General features: G+C 44.0%; 15 protein-coding genes. 9 read left to right on the top strand and 6 right to left on the bottom strand.

The genetic code is table 11. From position 1 onward, the window contains the following. Positions 1–30: 30 nt before the first annotated feature. The 3 genes from Q8W40_RS03010 to Q8W40_RS03000 are packed head-to-tail and all read right to left on the bottom strand — an operon-like array spanning position 31 to position 2320. Positions 31–573, bottom strand: coding sequence for a peptidylprolyl isomerase (locus tag Q8W40_RS03010; protein WP_126607882.1), 543 nt, complete (start codon positions 571–573; stop codon positions 31–33). Further along, positions 573–1145 (bottom strand): YajG family lipoprotein, encoded by a 573-nt coding sequence (locus Q8W40_RS03005; RefSeq protein ID WP_305395812.1) that lies wholly within the window; start codon positions 1143–1145, stop codon positions 573–575. The genes Q8W40_RS03010 and Q8W40_RS03005 overlap by 1 nt, the downstream gene beginning before the upstream one ends. A 38-nt stretch (positions 1146–1183) precedes the next feature. Then, positions 1184–2320: a methyltransferase gene (locus Q8W40_RS03000; protein ID WP_305395811.1), complete on the bottom strand. Its 1137-nt coding sequence runs from the start codon at positions 2318–2320 to the stop codon at positions 1184–1186. A 237-nt stretch (positions 2321–2557) separates the two neighbouring features. Here Q8W40_RS03000 and Q8W40_RS02995 point away from each other — a divergent pair, with 237 nt between their 5' ends. The 9 genes from Q8W40_RS02995 (at position 2558) to nqrM (ending at position 10535) form a co-directional block, all read left to right on the top strand. Next, entirely contained in the window at positions 2558–2872 is a 315-nt protein-coding gene (locus Q8W40_RS02995) for a BolA/IbaG family iron-sulfur metabolism protein (RefSeq protein WP_305395810.1), read from the top strand. A 410-nt stretch (positions 2873–3282) separates the two neighbouring features. Beyond that, a complete protein-coding gene (locus tag Q8W40_RS02990; protein WP_305395809.1) occupies positions 3283–4623 on the top strand; it encodes a Na(+)-translocating NADH-quinone reductase subunit A in 1341 nt (446 codons plus the stop codon). Between the two features lie 3 nt (positions 4624–4626). Next, positions 4627–5871: an NADH:ubiquinone reductase (Na(+)-transporting) subunit B gene (locus Q8W40_RS02985; protein WP_305395808.1), complete on the top strand. Its 1245-nt coding sequence runs from the start codon at positions 4627–4629 to the stop codon at positions 5869–5871. Beyond that, positions 5861–6649 (top strand): Na(+)-translocating NADH-quinone reductase subunit C, encoded by a 789-nt coding sequence (locus Q8W40_RS02980; RefSeq protein ID WP_305395807.1) that lies wholly within the window; start codon positions 5861–5863, stop codon positions 6647–6649. The genes Q8W40_RS02985 and Q8W40_RS02980 overlap by 11 nt, the downstream gene beginning before the upstream one ends. Continuing rightward, complete coding sequence (locus Q8W40_RS02975) at positions 6649–7281, top strand: NADH:ubiquinone reductase (Na(+)-transporting) subunit D (protein WP_101113138.1); 633 nt, start codon at positions 6649–6651, stop codon at positions 7279–7281. The genes Q8W40_RS02980 and Q8W40_RS02975 overlap by 1 nt, the downstream gene beginning before the upstream one ends. A 7-nt stretch (positions 7282–7288) precedes the next feature. After that, complete coding sequence (gene nqrE, locus Q8W40_RS02970; RefSeq protein ID WP_006957944.1) at positions 7289–7885, top strand: NADH:ubiquinone reductase (Na(+)-transporting) subunit E; 597 nt, start codon at positions 7289–7291, stop codon at positions 7883–7885. 17 nt (positions 7886–7902) lie between these two features. After that, complete coding sequence (nqrF, locus tag Q8W40_RS02965) at positions 7903–9126, top strand: NADH:ubiquinone reductase (Na(+)-transporting) subunit F (RefSeq protein ID WP_101113137.1); 1224 nt, start codon at positions 7903–7905, stop codon at positions 9124–9126. A 155-nt stretch (positions 9127–9281) separates the two neighbouring features. After that, positions 9282–10286, top strand: a complete 1005-nt coding sequence (locus Q8W40_RS02960; protein ID WP_305395806.1) for an FAD:protein FMN transferase — start codon at positions 9282–9284, stop codon at positions 10284–10286. A 15-nt stretch (positions 10287–10301) separates the two neighbouring features. Then, positions 10302–10535 (top strand): (Na+)-NQR maturation NqrM, encoded by a 234-nt coding sequence (nqrM, locus tag Q8W40_RS02955; RefSeq protein WP_101113135.1) that lies wholly within the window; start codon positions 10302–10304, stop codon positions 10533–10535. Between the two features lie 140 nt (positions 10536–10675). On the opposite strand, the gene Q8W40_RS02950 is transcribed toward nqrM, so the two are convergent. From Q8W40_RS02950 to Q8W40_RS02940, 3 genes are all read right to left on the bottom strand, one after another. Beyond that, positions 10676–11050 (bottom strand): hypothetical protein, encoded by a 375-nt coding sequence (locus Q8W40_RS02950; protein WP_305395805.1) that lies wholly within the window; start codon positions 11048–11050, stop codon positions 10676–10678. Between the two features lie 9 nt (positions 11051–11059). Continuing rightward, positions 11060–15052: an AsmA family protein gene (locus Q8W40_RS02945; RefSeq protein ID WP_305395804.1), complete on the bottom strand. Its 3993-nt coding sequence runs from the start codon at positions 15050–15052 to the stop codon at positions 11060–11062. Positions 15053–15207: 155 nt separating this feature from the next. Then, on the bottom strand, positions 15208–15852 hold the full coding sequence (locus tag Q8W40_RS02940) for an OmpA/MotB family protein (RefSeq protein WP_305395803.1): 645 nt from the start codon (positions 15850–15852) through the stop codon (positions 15208–15210). Position 15853: the final 1 nt, after the last annotated feature.

The raw sequence follows: 15853 nt of genomic DNA, 5'->3' as shown, positions 1-15853 counted from the left end.
AACGCTGGCGTTTTGCCAGCGTTAGTTTTGTTATTTTTGTAGAGTTACTTTTTTAATAACGATGGGTTCTACTGGAATATCTTGCATTCTACCCATGGACTTGGTTGGTTTTGTGGCCATTTGCTGAACCACATCAAATCCTTTTGTCACCTTTCCAAAGACGGCGTAGCCTGGGTTGGAAGATGAGTAGTTCAGAAAGTCATTGTTTTGCAGGTTAATAAAGAACTGGCGTGTTGCAGAATGAGGGTTAGATGTGCGCGCCATTGCGATAGTCGCAGTGTCATTTTTCAAACCATTGCTGGCTTCATTCTTTATTGCATCATAAGTGGGCAGGCGACCCATTTTTTCATCAAACCCACCACCTTGAGCCATAAAACCAGCAATTACGCGATGAAATTGAGTACCTTCATAGCTGCCATCTTCGATGTAGCGAAGAAAGTTTTTGACTGTGACAGGAGCCTTTTCTTCATTTAATTCCACTGTGAATGAGCCAAGTGTTGTTTCAAATACAACGTTTTGAGCCCAAGTTGGTAGTGAGAAAAGACATACCAAAGATAAAATCAGGCTGCGCATTAGAATCTCTCCTTCATGTAGTTTAGAAGTTCTTTGTCGTTAGCGACTTCAGCAAGCACTAAGTCGACTACATCATTTAGTACCAATTCAACGTCATCATTAGACGCAGATAAAGTGCCCGTTTTCGTTGCTGTACCGTTGTAAGACTTAACGAGCTTACCGCGTGGTGTTTCAGCAGTGACCTGAAGCGTTACTTTGGCATCCAACTCGTTTTCCATTAATGTGTTTGAAACATTGACTAAAGCTTCTTGAACTTCAAGGCTAAGGGTATTGTTGCTGTTTGCTACCATTTGGAAACCTTGGGAGACCAATTGCTGGTACATCGCAGTTTCAATGGCGATACGCAGATTTTGCTTTGTATGGATAGGTTGCGTCGTGCGACGACCGCTGTTGACTAACGCGACATACTGAGAAGTTCGTATATCACGGCTTTCTAGAGAGAAAGACTGCCCATTCACCAATTTTACGCTGCTCAAGGTTGGTGTCGGTGTGAGGTTTATTTGTTCTTCTTTCTGTGGAGAAGCGCAAGCTGCTAAAAGTGTTACAGATGCAGCAAGTATCAATTTTCTCATGACGAATTCCTTAATTAAACATTCTCGCAGGACGTTTTCTATTTTTTAGTGGCTTGTAATATAACAAATTTACGATTCGAAGCGACGAGCTTAACCTGCGATTTTCCAAATAAGCGTTCAAGTTTTATATCGTAGCCTAGGTGACGGTTACCAATAACAAATAAATCCCCTCCACTACTAAGAACATGCTTTGCATCACAGAACATCTGCCACGCAATGTGGTCTGTAACGGCTTGTTGTTGATGGAATGGGGGATTACATAACACTAAGTAAGTACTCTCTTTTTCAAATCCATCAAGGCAATTATTGGCTATACACTGGATATTGCGATCTTCACCCAGAGTTTCTGTGAGATTGCGCTTAGCCGATTCCACAGCCATGTAGCTTTCGTCTACACAGGTAATACTTGCTTGAGGGTTTAATTGCCCTGCTTTAACAGAAAGAACGCCATTGCCACAACCAAGATCAAGAATGTGCTCTAGCTGAGGGCTCCGAGGAATATGCTCAAGCATAAAGCGCGCACCTAAATCGAGCGCTTCTCCGGAATAGACGTTGGCGAGGTTGGTCAGAGAAAAGTTTTCGCCATCCACTTCCCATTTTGTTTCAGGTTCTGCCTTATGGCTGATGGCAGAGTCCGGTATCGAGAATACAAGACGGTGCTTTTTCCACGCAAGAGAGGTCGTTGTGGTACCAAGTTGTTTTTCAAACAGCTTTAATGTGGATGTGTGTATTTCTTTAACTTTGTTCACCGCAACTATTTGGCAGTGCGAAGGTAACACCGATCGCAATTGGTTGAGCTGATATGTTAAAAACCGATTAATTTTGGGGATCTGCATAAGCACTAAGTCGACATCGGTAGGGATGCATTCCAAGCTGGTTAGAAAGTCGACTTTATTGCATTGATTCCGTTGCAGATTCTTTAGCGTTCCTCGATGCGATACAAACGAATCCGTCATCATTGTGACGTGATGTTTTTCTGAAAACCAGCAAGATAAAGCCCCAAAGTTATCGTTCAAAATGAGGATTTTTTTTCCGTCTGAAACTTTAAGCTCGTTCTCAACGTAATTAATAAGGTATTCGTCACCCGCATTCCATGCCTGAAGTGTTTCTTGTGCTCGTTTGGGAAAGCGTTGTAGCGTTAAAGTGCGACCGTCGATGTGTAGCTCGGTATTCATTGTGCTTGGTTTCTTATGGGCTAAGAGCGCATTGTCGCAGAAAGCGGCAAATTCTAGAAATGAAAATAAATACAATTCACTTGAATGCGTAGAAAGGGGGTCGCTACGAAGGGCTTATTCTTCAAAAGCCACCTTGAGCGGTTATCTGACCTTAGAATGTTGTGATATTGATAACAAGGACATAGCGGGCGATCGTCAGTAAGGTATAATCAAACAAAAATTGAGCAAGGAATAAATATGATTCATGAAATCATTGAAGAAAAATTGCGCAGTGCGTTTGAACCAAAGCACTTAGAAGTTCTTAATGAAAGTTACATGCATAACGTCCCCAAAGGCTCTGAAAGTCACTTTAAAGTGATCATCGTCAGCCAAGCGTTTGAAAACTTGAGACTGGTTGCTCGTCACCGCAAAGTTAATGGCGTACTGATAGAAGAATTAGAAAATCACATACACGCTCTCTCTATTCATACCTATACTGAATCAGAATGGTTGCAACAAATAGATGGTGCTCCAGAGAGCCCAATGTGTTTGGGCGGAAGCAAACTGGGTTGATATTAAGGCGGCTTGGCTGCCTTTTTTATGCAATTACTCGTTGAGTGAATGAATGTTAAAGAAGTGAATTGTTAAAAAAACATATAAATAAAAATGAATGGCTTAAGTCTAAATATTTTTATGAAATATTAACATTTGTGCGACAGTTCAAACTTATTCACTTTGATTAGCTAATCTATAACCAACATACAAAAAATTACAGATTTATCCAATGCATGGTCATGGCATCACCTTCACAAAAGATGCTAGACTATCGCACCTGATAAAACTCGCTATTTTTTGTGACGAGTTAATTAAGAGGATGTTGCGATTTTGACCAGGGTGTCAGGTCAAAACCGGACACAAAATGTCGTGTCTAACTTTTACGCAATTAAAAGAATCTTTTTCCCGATAAAGTAGTGCAAGTGCGTATGATTACAATAAATAAGGGCTTGGATATTCCAATTTCTGGAGTTCCATCCCAGGTGATAAGTGATGGCAAGTCCATCAATAAAGTCGCCTTGCTTGGCGAAGAGTACGTTGGAATGCGTCCTACGATGCATGTTCGCGTAGGCGATGAAGTGAAGAAAGGTCAGGCTCTTTTTGAAGACAAAAAGAACTCTGGCGTGTTATTTACTTCTCCAGCAAGTGGTAAAGTCATTGAAGTTAACCGAGGCGCAAAGCGCGTTCTTCAATCTGTAGTGATTGAAGTTTCTGGTGATGAGAAAGTGACTTTTGACAGTTACACAGCCGATAAATTAGTGAGCCTTGAACGTGAAGCGATCAAAACTCAACTGGTTAATTCTGGCGCGTGGACTGCACTCCGTACTCGTCCGTTTAGCAAGGTTCCCGCGATCGAGTCTTCAACTCAAGCTATCTTTGTAACCGCTATGGATACCAACCCATTGTCGGCAGATGCTGGAGTGATCATTAACGAGCAATCTGATGCTTTCACTGCCGGTTTGGACGTTCTTTCTCGTCTAACGGAAGGTAAGGTGTTGGTATGTAAGAACGGTGAAAGCCTTCCTCGCTCATCTCAATCAAATGTTGAAGAACATGTATTTGATGGACCACACCCTGCTGGGCTTGTTGGTACACACATGCATTTCCTTTACCCAGTTAACGAAGAATACGTTGCTTGGAGCATCAACTATCAAGATGTGATTGCAATAGGTCATCTTTTCCTTACTGGTGAAGTCTATTCAGGCCGTGTTGTTTCTCTGGCAGGTCCAGTGGTAAACAATCCTCGTCTAGTACGTACAACAATGGGTGCAAACCTAGATCAGCTTACTGATGGTGAGATGATGCCTGGTGATGTACGTATTATTTCTGGTTCTGTACTAGCAGGTACTCAAGCGAAAGGTCCTCATGCCTTCCTTGGTCGTTACCACCTTCAAGTGTCTGCACTTCGTGAAGGCTATGAAAAAGAGCTATTTGGCTGGGCGATGCCTGGTAAGAACAAATACTCTATTACTCGTGCATATTTTGGTCACCTGTTTTCAGGGCGTCTGTTTAACATGACAACAACGACCAACGGTAGTGATCGTTCTATGGTGCCAATCGGTAACTATGAGAAGGTATTACCACTGGATATGGAACCAACTCTGCTGCTTCGTGACCTATGTGCCGGCGATACTGATAGTGCTCAGTCACTCGGTGCGCTTGAGCTGGACGAAGAAGATTTAGCACTGTGTACGTTTGTGTGCCCAGGTAAATATGATTACGGCGAGTTGCTTCGTGAATGTCTAGACAAGATCGAGAAGGAAGGTTAAGTCATGGCCCTAAAGAAGTTTCTTGAAGATATAGAGCACCATTTTGAACCTGGTGGCAAACATGAAAAATGGTTTGCACTGTACGAAGCTGTAGCAACAGTATTCTATACACCTGGTTTGGTGACAAAACGTGGTTCACACGTTCGTGATAGCGTTGACTTAAAACGCATCATGATCATGGTTTGGTTTGCGACGTTCCCAGCAATTTTCTGGGGTATGTATAACGCAGGTAACCAAGCAATTATGGGTCTTAACCATCTTTACCAAGGTGCAGAACTAGCGAATGTTGTTGCTGGTAACTGGCACTACTGGTTAACAGAGATGATTGCCGGTCCAGTTTCCGTTGAAGCCGGGTGGGGAACCAAGATGATTCTTGGTGCAACCTACTTCTTGCCGATTTACTTAACAGTATTCGCGGTAGGTGGCTTCTGGGAAGTTCTATTCTGTATGGTTCGTAAGCACGAAGTAAACGAAGGCTTCTTTGTTACTTCCATCTTGTTTGCGTTAATCGTTCCACCAACACTTCCTCTTTGGCAAGCAGCTCTAGGTATTACCTTCGGTGTTGTGGTCGCGAAAGAAATCTTTGGTGGCACAGGTCGTAACTTCTTGAACCCAGCGCTTGCGGGTCGTGCATTCCTATTCTTTGCATACCCAGCACAAATCTCTGGTGATGTGGTTTGGACTGCAGCGGATGGTTTCTCTGGTGCAACAGCTCTTAGCCAATGGGCTCAAGGCGGTAACGGTGCGCTAGTGAACACTATCACAGGTGACGCGATCACTTGGATGGATGCTTTCCTAGGTAATATCCCAGGTTCTATCGGTGAAGTGTCGACTCTGGCGCTTATGATCGGTGCTGCGTTTATTGTTTATATCGGTGTTGCCTCCTGGCGAATCATTATTGGTGTGCTTTTAGGTATGGTGGCGACGTCATTCCTTTTCAACGTCATTGGTTCAGACACTAACCCATTATTTAGCATGCCGTGGCATTGGCACCTAGTTTTGGGTGGTTTTGCATTTGGTATGTTCTTCATGGCAACCGACCCAGTATCTGCTTCCTTTACGAATAAAGGTAAGTGGGCATACGGTGCACTAATTGGCGCAATGTGTGTGATGATTCGTGTGGTTAACCCAGCTTACCCAGAAGGTATGATGCTGGCGATTCTGTTTGCGAACCTATTTGCACCTCTGTTCGACCACGTCGTGATCGAGAAGAACATCAAGCGGAGAAAAGCACGTTATGGCAAATAGTAACGATAGCATTAAAAAGACGCTGGGTGTTGTTGTCGGATTGAGCTTGGTTTGTTCAATCGTCGTATCAACAGCAGCCGTTGGTCTACGTGGTCAACAGAAAGCAAACGCTGTTCTGGATAAGCAAAGTAAAATTGTTGAAGTTGCTGGCTACGAAGCAAGCAGCCCAGCAGAAGTTCGTGCACTGTTTGGTGAAAAAATCGAACCTCGCTTGGTTGATTTCAACACGGGTGAATACGTTCAGGAAACTGAAGACGGTTTAACTGCTTCAAATTACGATCAGCGTAAAGCTTCTAAAGATCTTTCTCAGTCGATTAAACTGACGTCTGAAGACGACAGGGCAAAGATTATTCGTCGTGCGAACACGGGAGTCGTTTACCTAGTTAAAAGTGGCAGTGACTTTTCTAAAGTTATTATCCCTGTCCATGGAACTGGTCTATGGTCAATGATGTACGCATTTGTTGCTGTTGAAACAGACGGTAACACAGTGTCGGGTATTACTTACTACGAGCAAGGTGAAACTCCTGGTCTTGGTGGTGAGGTTGAAAACCCAACTTGGCGTGCACAGTGGGTAGGTAAGAAACTATTCGACGAAAACCACCAGCCAGCAATCAAGGTTGTTAAAGGTGGCGCACCAGCCGGTTCTGAGCACGGTGTTGATGGTCTATCTGGCGCAACACTAACTGGTAACGGTGTTCAGGGTACATTCGACTTCTGGCTGGGTGAGAAGGGCTTTGGTCCATTCCTAGCTAAAGTTCGTGACGGAGGTCTGAACTAATGTCTAGTGCAAAAGATATTAAAAAGAGTGTCTTAGCGCCAGTATTGGATAACAACCCAATCGCGCTTCAGGTACTTGGTGTGTGTTCTGCGCTAGCAGTAACCACTAAACTAGAAACAGCGTTTGTAATGACTCTTGCGGTTATTTTCGTAACGGCACTGTCAAACTTCTTTGTTTCTCTGATCCGTAACCACATTCCAAACAGTGTTCGTATTATCGTACAGATGGCGATCATTGCTTCTTTGGTAATCGTGGTAGACCAAATCCTGAAAGCTTACTTATACGATATCTCTAAGCAGCTATCTGTATTCGTTGGTCTGATCATTACAAACTGTATCGTAATGGGTCGTGCAGAAGCATTTGCTATGAAATCTGCACCTCTACCATCTTTAATTGATGGTATTGGTAACGGTCTTGGTTACGGTTTTGTACTGATTACAGTTGGTTTCTTCCGCGAGCTATTTGGTAGCGGCAAGCTATTTGGTATGGAAGTACTTCCGCTGGTAAGTAATGGCGGTTGGTACCAACCGAACGGTCTGATGCTTCTGGCACCATCTGCATTCTTCTTGATCGGTTTCCTAATCTGGGCGATCCGTGTGTTCAAGCCAGAACAAGTAGAAGCGAAGGAGTAAGGTCGTCATGGAACATTATATTAGTCTGCTAGTTAAATCGATTTTCATCGAAAACATGGCACTGTCTTTCTTCTTGGGTATGTGTACGTTCCTTGCTGTCTCTAAGAAAGTTAAGACTTCTTTTGGCTTAGGTGTCGCTGTTGTCGTAGTACTTACTATCGCAGTACCGGTAAACAACTTGGTTTACAACCTTGTGCTTAAAGAGAACGCTCTGGTTGAAGGTGTTGACCTGAGCTTCCTGAACTTCATTACCTTCATTGGTGTAATTGCAGCATTGGTACAGATTCTAGAGATGGTTTTAGACCGTTTCTTCCCGCCTCTGTACAACGCACTAGGTATTTTCCTTCCGTTGATCACAGTTAACTGTGCAATCTTCGGTGGTGTATCTTTCATGGTGCAGCGTGATTACAACTTTGCTGAGTCCGTAGTGTACGGCTTCGGTTCTGGTGTAGGTTGGATGCTTGCTATCGTTGCGTTAGCAGGTATTCGTGAGAAGATGAAGTACTCAGACGTTCCTCCAGGTTTACGTGGTCTTGGTATCACATTTATCTCTGTAGGTCTGATGGCACTGGGCTTCATGTCATTCTCTGGTGTTCAACTGTAAGGCATAAGGAATAGTCAATGGACATTATTCTTGGTGTAGTGATGTTTACACTGATTGTTCTAGCCCTAGTTTTGGTTATTTTATTTGCCAAATCTAAGCTAGTACCAACAGGTGACATTACCATTTCCGTAAACGGCGATCCTGAAAAAGCGATCGTTTCTCAACCAGGTAGCAAGCTGCTAAGTTCTCTTGCTGGCGCTGGTGTATTCGTTTCATCTGCTTGTGGTGGCGGTGGCTCTTGTGGTCAGTGTCGTGTGAAAGTGAAATCTGGTGGTGGCGACATTCTACCAACAGAACTTGACCACATTACCAAAGGTGAAGCCCGTGAAGGTGAGCGTCTGGCTTGTCAGGTGGCAGTGAAAACTGACATGGACATCGAGCTTCCAGAAGAAATCTTCGGCGTTAAAAAGTGGGAATGTACGGTTATCTCTAACGATAACAAAGCGACATTCATCAAAGAGCTTAAGATTCAGATCCCTGATGGCGAGTCAGTACCTTTCCGTGCTGGTGGTTACATTCAAATCGAAGCGCCAGTTCACCACGTGAAATACGCTGATTACGATATTCCTGACGAATACCGTGAAGATTGGGACAAGTTCAACCTGTTCCGCTATGAGTCTAAAGTGAACGAAGAAACCATTCGTGCTTACTCAATGGCTAACTACCCTGAAGAAGAAGGCATTATTATGCTGAACGTGCGTATCGCTACGCCGCCGCCTAATAATCCTGATGTACCACCTGGTATCATGTCTTCGTACATCTGGTCTCTTAAAGAAGGCGACAAGTGTACGATCTCTGGTCCATTTGGTGAATTCTTCGCGAAAGATACGGATGCTGAAATGGTATTCGTTGGTGGTGGTGCTGGTATGGCGCCAATGCGTTCGCATATCTTCGATCAGCTTAAGCGTCTGAACTCTAGCCGTAAGATGTCATTCTGGTACGGTGCACGTTCTAAGCGTGAGATGTTCTACGTAGAAGACTTTGATGGCCTGCAATCTGAAAACGATAACTTCGTTTGGCACTGTGCTCTATCAGATCCAATGCCAGAAGATAACTGGGAAGGTTACACAGGCTTCATCCACAACGTATTGTACGAAAACTACCTGAAGGACCATGATGCTCCAGAAGATTGTGAGTACTACATGTGTGGTCCACCGATGATGAATGCTGCTGTTATCGGCATGCTGAAAGATCTAGGTGTGGAAGATGAAAACATCCTACTGGATGACTTCGGTGGCTAAACCCATCTAAGTGATTGATTTGTGGCTGACTCGTATGAGTCAGCCATTTATTTTTGTAAATCAAGTTGCTACAGAATAGTATCCAGAATAACAAACGCTAAAGTATTGGGTATTTCTCTCTATCAACTTAAATAATTATAAGCAGGAGTGAGCAAGTGAAATACTGGCTTGTTGTCTTAACTTCCTTATTGTTTCTAGCCGGTTGTAGCCAGCCGAAAGAACAAATCCACTTATCCGGTCCTACTATGGGAACGACTTACAATATTAAATATATTGAGGTCGATGGTGCGCCTGCATCTGCCGATATTCAGAAAGAAGTCGATAAATTACTGGAATTAGTGAATGACCAGATGTCGACGTATCGCAAGGATTCAGAGCTTAGTCGTTTTAACCAATACAAAGGTAACGAAGCATTTGAGGTGTCCGCGGAAACTGCAATCGTAGTGAAAGAAGCGATTCGCCTGAATGAGCTTACTCGTGGCGCATTGGATGTGACTGTTGGTCCTCTCGTTAATTTATGGGGCTTTGGACCAGAAGCTCGACCGGAAGTGGTGCCAAGTGATGAAGAACTGAGTGCTCGAAAAGCCATGACGGGAATATCACATTTAAGCGCGACTTCTACGACTCTGACAAAGACACTGCCGGAGCTATACGTTGACCTTTCTACCATTGCAAAAGGCTGGGGGGTAGACGTTGTTGCCAATTATGTTGAGTCGCTAGGCATTCACAATTACATGGTTGAAATTGGTGGTGAGATTCGCTTAAAAGGTGTAAATCAAAGCGAAGAAGCATGGCGAATTGCCATTGAAAAACCTTCAACCACAGAGCGTGCGATTCAAGAAATTATTGAACCTGGTGATATGGCGATTGCTACATCAGGGGACTACCGAAATTATTTTGAAAAGGATGGTATTCGATACTCGCATATTATCAACCCACAGTCAGGAAAGCCGATCGACCATAAAGTGGTATCGGTGACGGTGCTTCACCCTTCTAGTATGACAGCTGATGGCTTATCTACTGGTATTATGGTGTTAGGTGAAGACGCTGGTCTGGAAATCGCGAACGAAAATGACCTTGCCGTTATGATCATTGTAAAAACAGAGCAAGGGTTCGAAGAAATTTATTCAGACGCATTTAAGAAGTATTTAAATAAATAATAGGAGTCGTGAGCAATGGCTACGTTTATCGTTACATTTGGATTTTTCTTGGCAATTGTCACCGCCATGTCTGTCGGTTACATCTTCCAAAAGAAAGTCGTTAAAGGAAGCTGTGGTGGCTTAGATGCCGTCGGCATTGATAAGGTGTGCAATTGTCCTGAGCCCTGTGATGCGCGTAAAAAGCGTGAAGCACGCGAGGCAATACGCGCTGAAAAAATTGCTGCTTGGGAAAAAGATAAAATTCTCTAAGCTCTTTAGCTTAAGAAGCAGATAAAACCGAAGATGTTAAAAGCTCAGCCATTGCTGGGCTTTTTTGTTTTAAGAGAGAGGTGGGGTCGCGCCTATTGTCGTTAGTTAAAGCGGCAAAGACGAAGCTAGAAAGCAAGCATTTAAATTGATGGACTGGTTAGCGTAACAGAGTAGCGCCATGTCGCCCCATTCTCTGTATTGACTTTTATACGGGCGTTTTTTCCATCGTTTGTACTTAGCGTCAGAGTTGGCAACTCCAAAGAACTTGGGCCGCCTTTTTCATTACAGGTCACGCTGCCAGTTAGCTCCACATTGCCTAAGGAATCTGGGGTTATCTTCGCGAGGAATTTGCAGTTTCCCGATACGGCTGCTCCCCACTCATTCGCTTCTAGAAACGCTTCAAAATAGTGGCGTTGACCCTGTTGCTCTAGCGTAATACACGCCTTGTAGTCAAAATTGGCTGCCGCCGGAAAGCTGGCAGCGGCCAATAATAAACACGTCACTTGAATGTTCATTCTTCACCTTTACTTCTTTATCGGGGTTCCGCGCGAAATCATTTCACACAGATGGCTTCCATCGCTATCCAGCGGTTTTTCAACTAGCCAACGAATCGGTGAAATAACAGGGCTGGTAGTGAAGCGTACAGACGTTTCCAAAATGGCAGAAAATGGCACACTCAAATCAAAGTCTTCAAAATTACCGGAAACTTCAATCGGTGTTTGAAGGCTGAATATCTGGGCTGATTTGGGTCTTGGAGCGAGATAAAGATCAAATGTCCTATCTGAGTAAGAGGCTGAAAAGTTGCCATTTACTTGAATACGCGTAGTGTCCAATAACAAATCTCGCTGCTGCAAATCACCATTTGTAATATCAAAACCTCCAGCCACGCAATTCAGAACCGATTCCTGTTCTTTAGTAAAACTAGGCAATATTGCATCGGTAAGATTGACAGCCCAAAGGTCGATTAAGTCCGCTTCAAATTCTTGTGGCCAAATAGAAAATCCAATAAACCCATTCGCGTTATTCATAAGACTATCAGGAGTGTTGGCCAAACTGGTCAAATTAAAGTAAGTACTGAGATTTCCGCCCATATCTGTCTTATTATCGATACGTCTAGCGATGACACCGTAGTCAAAATGATGCACTTGCCCTTGAATCGCAATATCGAACAGGTCTTGCTGAGCTTCAATTTGTCCAGCCAAAGACACAGATCCACCAGGAATACTGATTTTTAAAGGAGAGACTCGTAATTTTCCATCCAATAGCGATAGCTTCGCGGATGTTGCACCTAACCAATCATTACCTGAACGAACATTACTTACCTCTAAACTCATTTCCACATTTGCCCATGATAAGCCTTCAGGGCTCACGATAAGCGGTTGTGTTGTATTTTCTTTAACCGTTGGCTTATGATTTGAGGCTTCTTGGTTAGCCGCATTCGGTATCCAAGCTTTCCAGTTGCCCACTTTAAAGTCGTCCATTTGAATCAACGATGATGACAGGCTTAGTGCTATATCAGGACGAGAATATTTCCCTAATGGGCGTAATTGCCCAGTACCAATAAGTTCACTCTCACCAATATTGAGGACAAGTTGCTGTAATTGGTATTGAACGTCATCTAGCGATAACTTGGCCGATAAATCGATTGGGCCATAAGGCGGAAGCTTGACCCCTGTGAACTCGTTAAGTCTCTCCAAATTAGGAATAGCCGCGTTTAATTGGAGTTCCAATTGAGTGAAGTCCAGTGGTAGTGCAATGTCTGTTGAGGCTTCAATTTTTATGTCACCAAGGGTAAAAAGGACATTAGCAGGTAAGCTTTCTGAAAGCCTATTGGCTTCTTTTAGAGAAACCGAATGGATGCTCAGTGTTGTTTTTTTATCCTGTACGGAGCCCGTCAACAACAGCTCTGTGTTGAGCTCTGGTCCTGTATGGAAACGTCCTTCCGAGATGCGAATGTCCATCGATTTTCCGGTGTAGATATCCGGAACCTTGAGATACCCGCCTTCAAGTACAGCTTGCACTTGAGTCATCTCCATGAACTCAAGTAACGTTTTTCCTGAAAGCGATAAGCTTATTCGGGCACTATCTAATTCCATATCCATATCATCGGCGATGCCAAAGCTTTGGGCGATCGCAGCAATATTCGGTGAGTCAGCTTTGAGGTTAAGCGTTGAGGAGATTTGAGCTGCGTTGATGCTAACAGCAAGATCGCCAGTCATCAGGTTGTCGGCAAGGCGCATTGAAAATGGTGCTGGTTTCATCATGCCGTTTCGAAGCTTCCCCGAAAAGGTGATGTGTTTGAGGCTTTGATTTGACCATCGCATATCACCGACATTTAGGCTGATATCTGCATCCACAATATTTATGTCGTTACTCAAGATTGGAACGGAAAGGTTGACCCCTTGGGTCGGTATAGCTTGTTCCACTTCAGGCAACGTTTCTTCTTGTGCTAGCAACGCGAGTTGATTGAAATCCAATTTGGAAAAATCAGCATCAATGTCCACAAATGACTGTTTTGGGTCGTTTAACCACTTGAGCGCTAACCTCCCTCTACTGTCCATTACTCGGAGGTTTTGAGTAGACAGTGTCAGCCACTCATTTTGATGTTCCAAGGTCGCATTGAGCTTTAGAGGTCCGCTAACCCCTGACTGCGTACCTAACCAAGGTGAAAGTTTGGCGATATTCGGACTCGATATGTCCAGCTTAAATTGGCTGCCAACTTGCCAGCGTGTTTCAGGGAGAGAGCCAAACGCGTGAATATTCAGTATTGGGCTGTCTAATGTGATGGTCGTTTCCCAATCCCGTTTGTTGATAATGTCTGACAGTGCACCCGCTTTAGCGGTGATGGTGGCGGGTACACCTTGGAGATTACCGCGAATATCGACATCGACCGGTTGATTCATTCCAGCTTTAAATCGCGCTTTCTCAATGGCAAAGTTTGCACCTTCTGCCCAAGATATAGCTGCGTTATCCAACACGAAAGCGAGGTGGCTGTTGTCTATCCATTCCTTAAGTTTGGTGCCTTCAGTTTGGACACTCAGTAACGCATTTTCAAGGTGACCATCCGCTTCTTCGATACCCGCCAGCCAATGAGCGAGTTCACCGAGTGGAGAGTCTTGCGCACCAAGCTCTATCTTTAACGTTGAAGACCATTCGGTTGCGTCAATTGATGCCTTCCCTCGGAAAGGAACTTGAGCGATATCAGCAGAAACGGGCGCGTTCAATGTGCCTTTTTCACCAACGACGGCTAGGGATAGACGTTTTATTTTCGTACCAAGCCCTAATATCTCTCCTATGGAAACAGATAGATTGGTTTGGGTAGAGACTAGCCATTGATCAAGAGCTTGCTGTAGCGGAGATTTTTGCTGTGGAGCCGAGGAATAACCCATCATGTGCTGTTCTGGCTCTGGTTGAAGCCAAGGCTTAAGATCGATCACAGGAATCGTGAGTTTGCCATCAATGGTGTTGACGTCACCAAGTGCAATGTCCAGATACCCTTCGGCTTGTGTGATAGGGCTATCCACGTTAAGCGACTTAACGTGCAGTGCGCCCTGTTTTGCCGATATATCAGCGGAGATACTAAGCGGAGCTATATGATAGACATCGAGCCCCAGCAAGGCTTCAATAGGTTGTGTGTCGAGCCAGTCTAATTGGATGTTTGCCGTTGAAAGCGCTTTCCCGTTTGGTTGAATATTGGAATTGAATTCCAGAGAAGCGCCTGCGAAATGACCTTTGATATCAATGGAGCCTGTTTGGGCATTGAGGAGCTTTTCAATTTCACCCGTGACACTCAGGTTGTATTCTTGACCTAATGCTGCCCCTCTGGTGTTGAGATGCCAAATTTTATCATCTTTGGTTAAATCAAATTCATCCAGAAACCAATCCACATAAGTTTGGGTACTCTGATCTTCGTAAATCACGCTCAAGCTTTTGGCTACAGCTTTCTCGCCGAGTTTGACTGTCCAATGCGCTAGCTTGCTGTCTGAATTTAAAGTGCTCTCTGAATTCAAACGACTCTCTGAATTGTCGCTGTTTTCTAGGGCGGCACTGGTTATTTGGGGATTAGCAGACTCTGCCTGCTTTCCAATTGCCCAATTTTCATTGCCATCCATATCTTTTGCGAGATAGAGATGGATCCCTTCCAAATCAATGTAATCGATGAACAGCGTGTTTTCGAATAAGGGGAATATCGCCACTTTTGCCGAAGCGTGCCCCACGCGCAGTAGCGGTTGCCACTCTATTGAAGGAATATTCGCGACTTCGATATTGTTGATTTCCAACTCAGGTCTAAACGACACATGAAATCGAATATCACCATCAATTTTGACAGATCGATTGATTTGGCTTTCGAGAATATGGGTAATTTTTTGCTTATGCAGCGTTAGGTTTATGTTGAACCCAATGGTAAGCGCGATTACCAGCATGGCGACAAGTGAAAGAAGGGCTATACCCAAATATTTCAGGGTACGAAGCAGAACAAATGGCATTTTAGTTTTGGTTGCTGTTGGCGTATTCATAGCACGTTATACGATGTGTCTGATGTCATATTAGGCGCAAAGGACAATAGCACAGACCCAAGCAAAAATATAAAGTTATACCCAAGTAACCTCACCCTTAGGATCCTATAGAGAGATTACTTGAGTATATGGTTGCGACAATGACAGTGTTGCACCTAGTGCCGAGTACTGCGTTTGATGTAAATGCTAACGCGACGATTGGCTTTCCTTTGAGCAGCGAGCTCTTTTGAATCTGATATTGTTGGATAGGTATCTGCGTAAGCGACAGCGCTCATTTTTGTCTTGTCGACTGACAAGGAAATCAGCTGTTTTGTCACCCTGATTGCTCTTGCACCGGAAAGCTCCCAGTTGCTATCGAATTGGTCGTTATGAATAGGTAAGTCATCTGTATGGCCTTCGACGACAATTTCCTTTCCGTCCAGATTTGTATTTTCTATGGATGACGCAAATATGGTTAAAAGCCGAACGCCTTCACTACTTAACGTTGCTGAACCTTCTTCGTAAAGCGCTTCTGTATCGAAATCTACTTTAATTCCATCAGGCATTTTCGTTAAGGAGATAGGCTCACGCTCAGTGGATTGCTCTAGGGCTTGAATGAGCTGGGTCATTGGCATCTCGGCTTTTCGATACGATAGCGCGCTCCAACTGGCTTTCAGTTCTTCAAACTTGCCTTGGCCGATTTGAGACGTCGCGAGAATAACGATGAAGAAAGTCATCAAAAGTGTAATGAAATCACTGTATGTTACTAGCCAGTCATTTTCTTCTCGGACATCGGCACCACTCTGTCTTCTGCGTGACATG

This window comes from Vibrio penaeicida (assembly GCF_030689305.1).
GTDB classification, from domain to species: domain Bacteria; phylum Pseudomonadota; class Gammaproteobacteria; order Enterobacterales; family Vibrionaceae; genus Vibrio; species Vibrio penaeicida_B.
The sequence above is the reverse complement of the archived record's forward strand: the minus strand, read 5'-3'. Positions and strand labels throughout refer to the sequence as shown.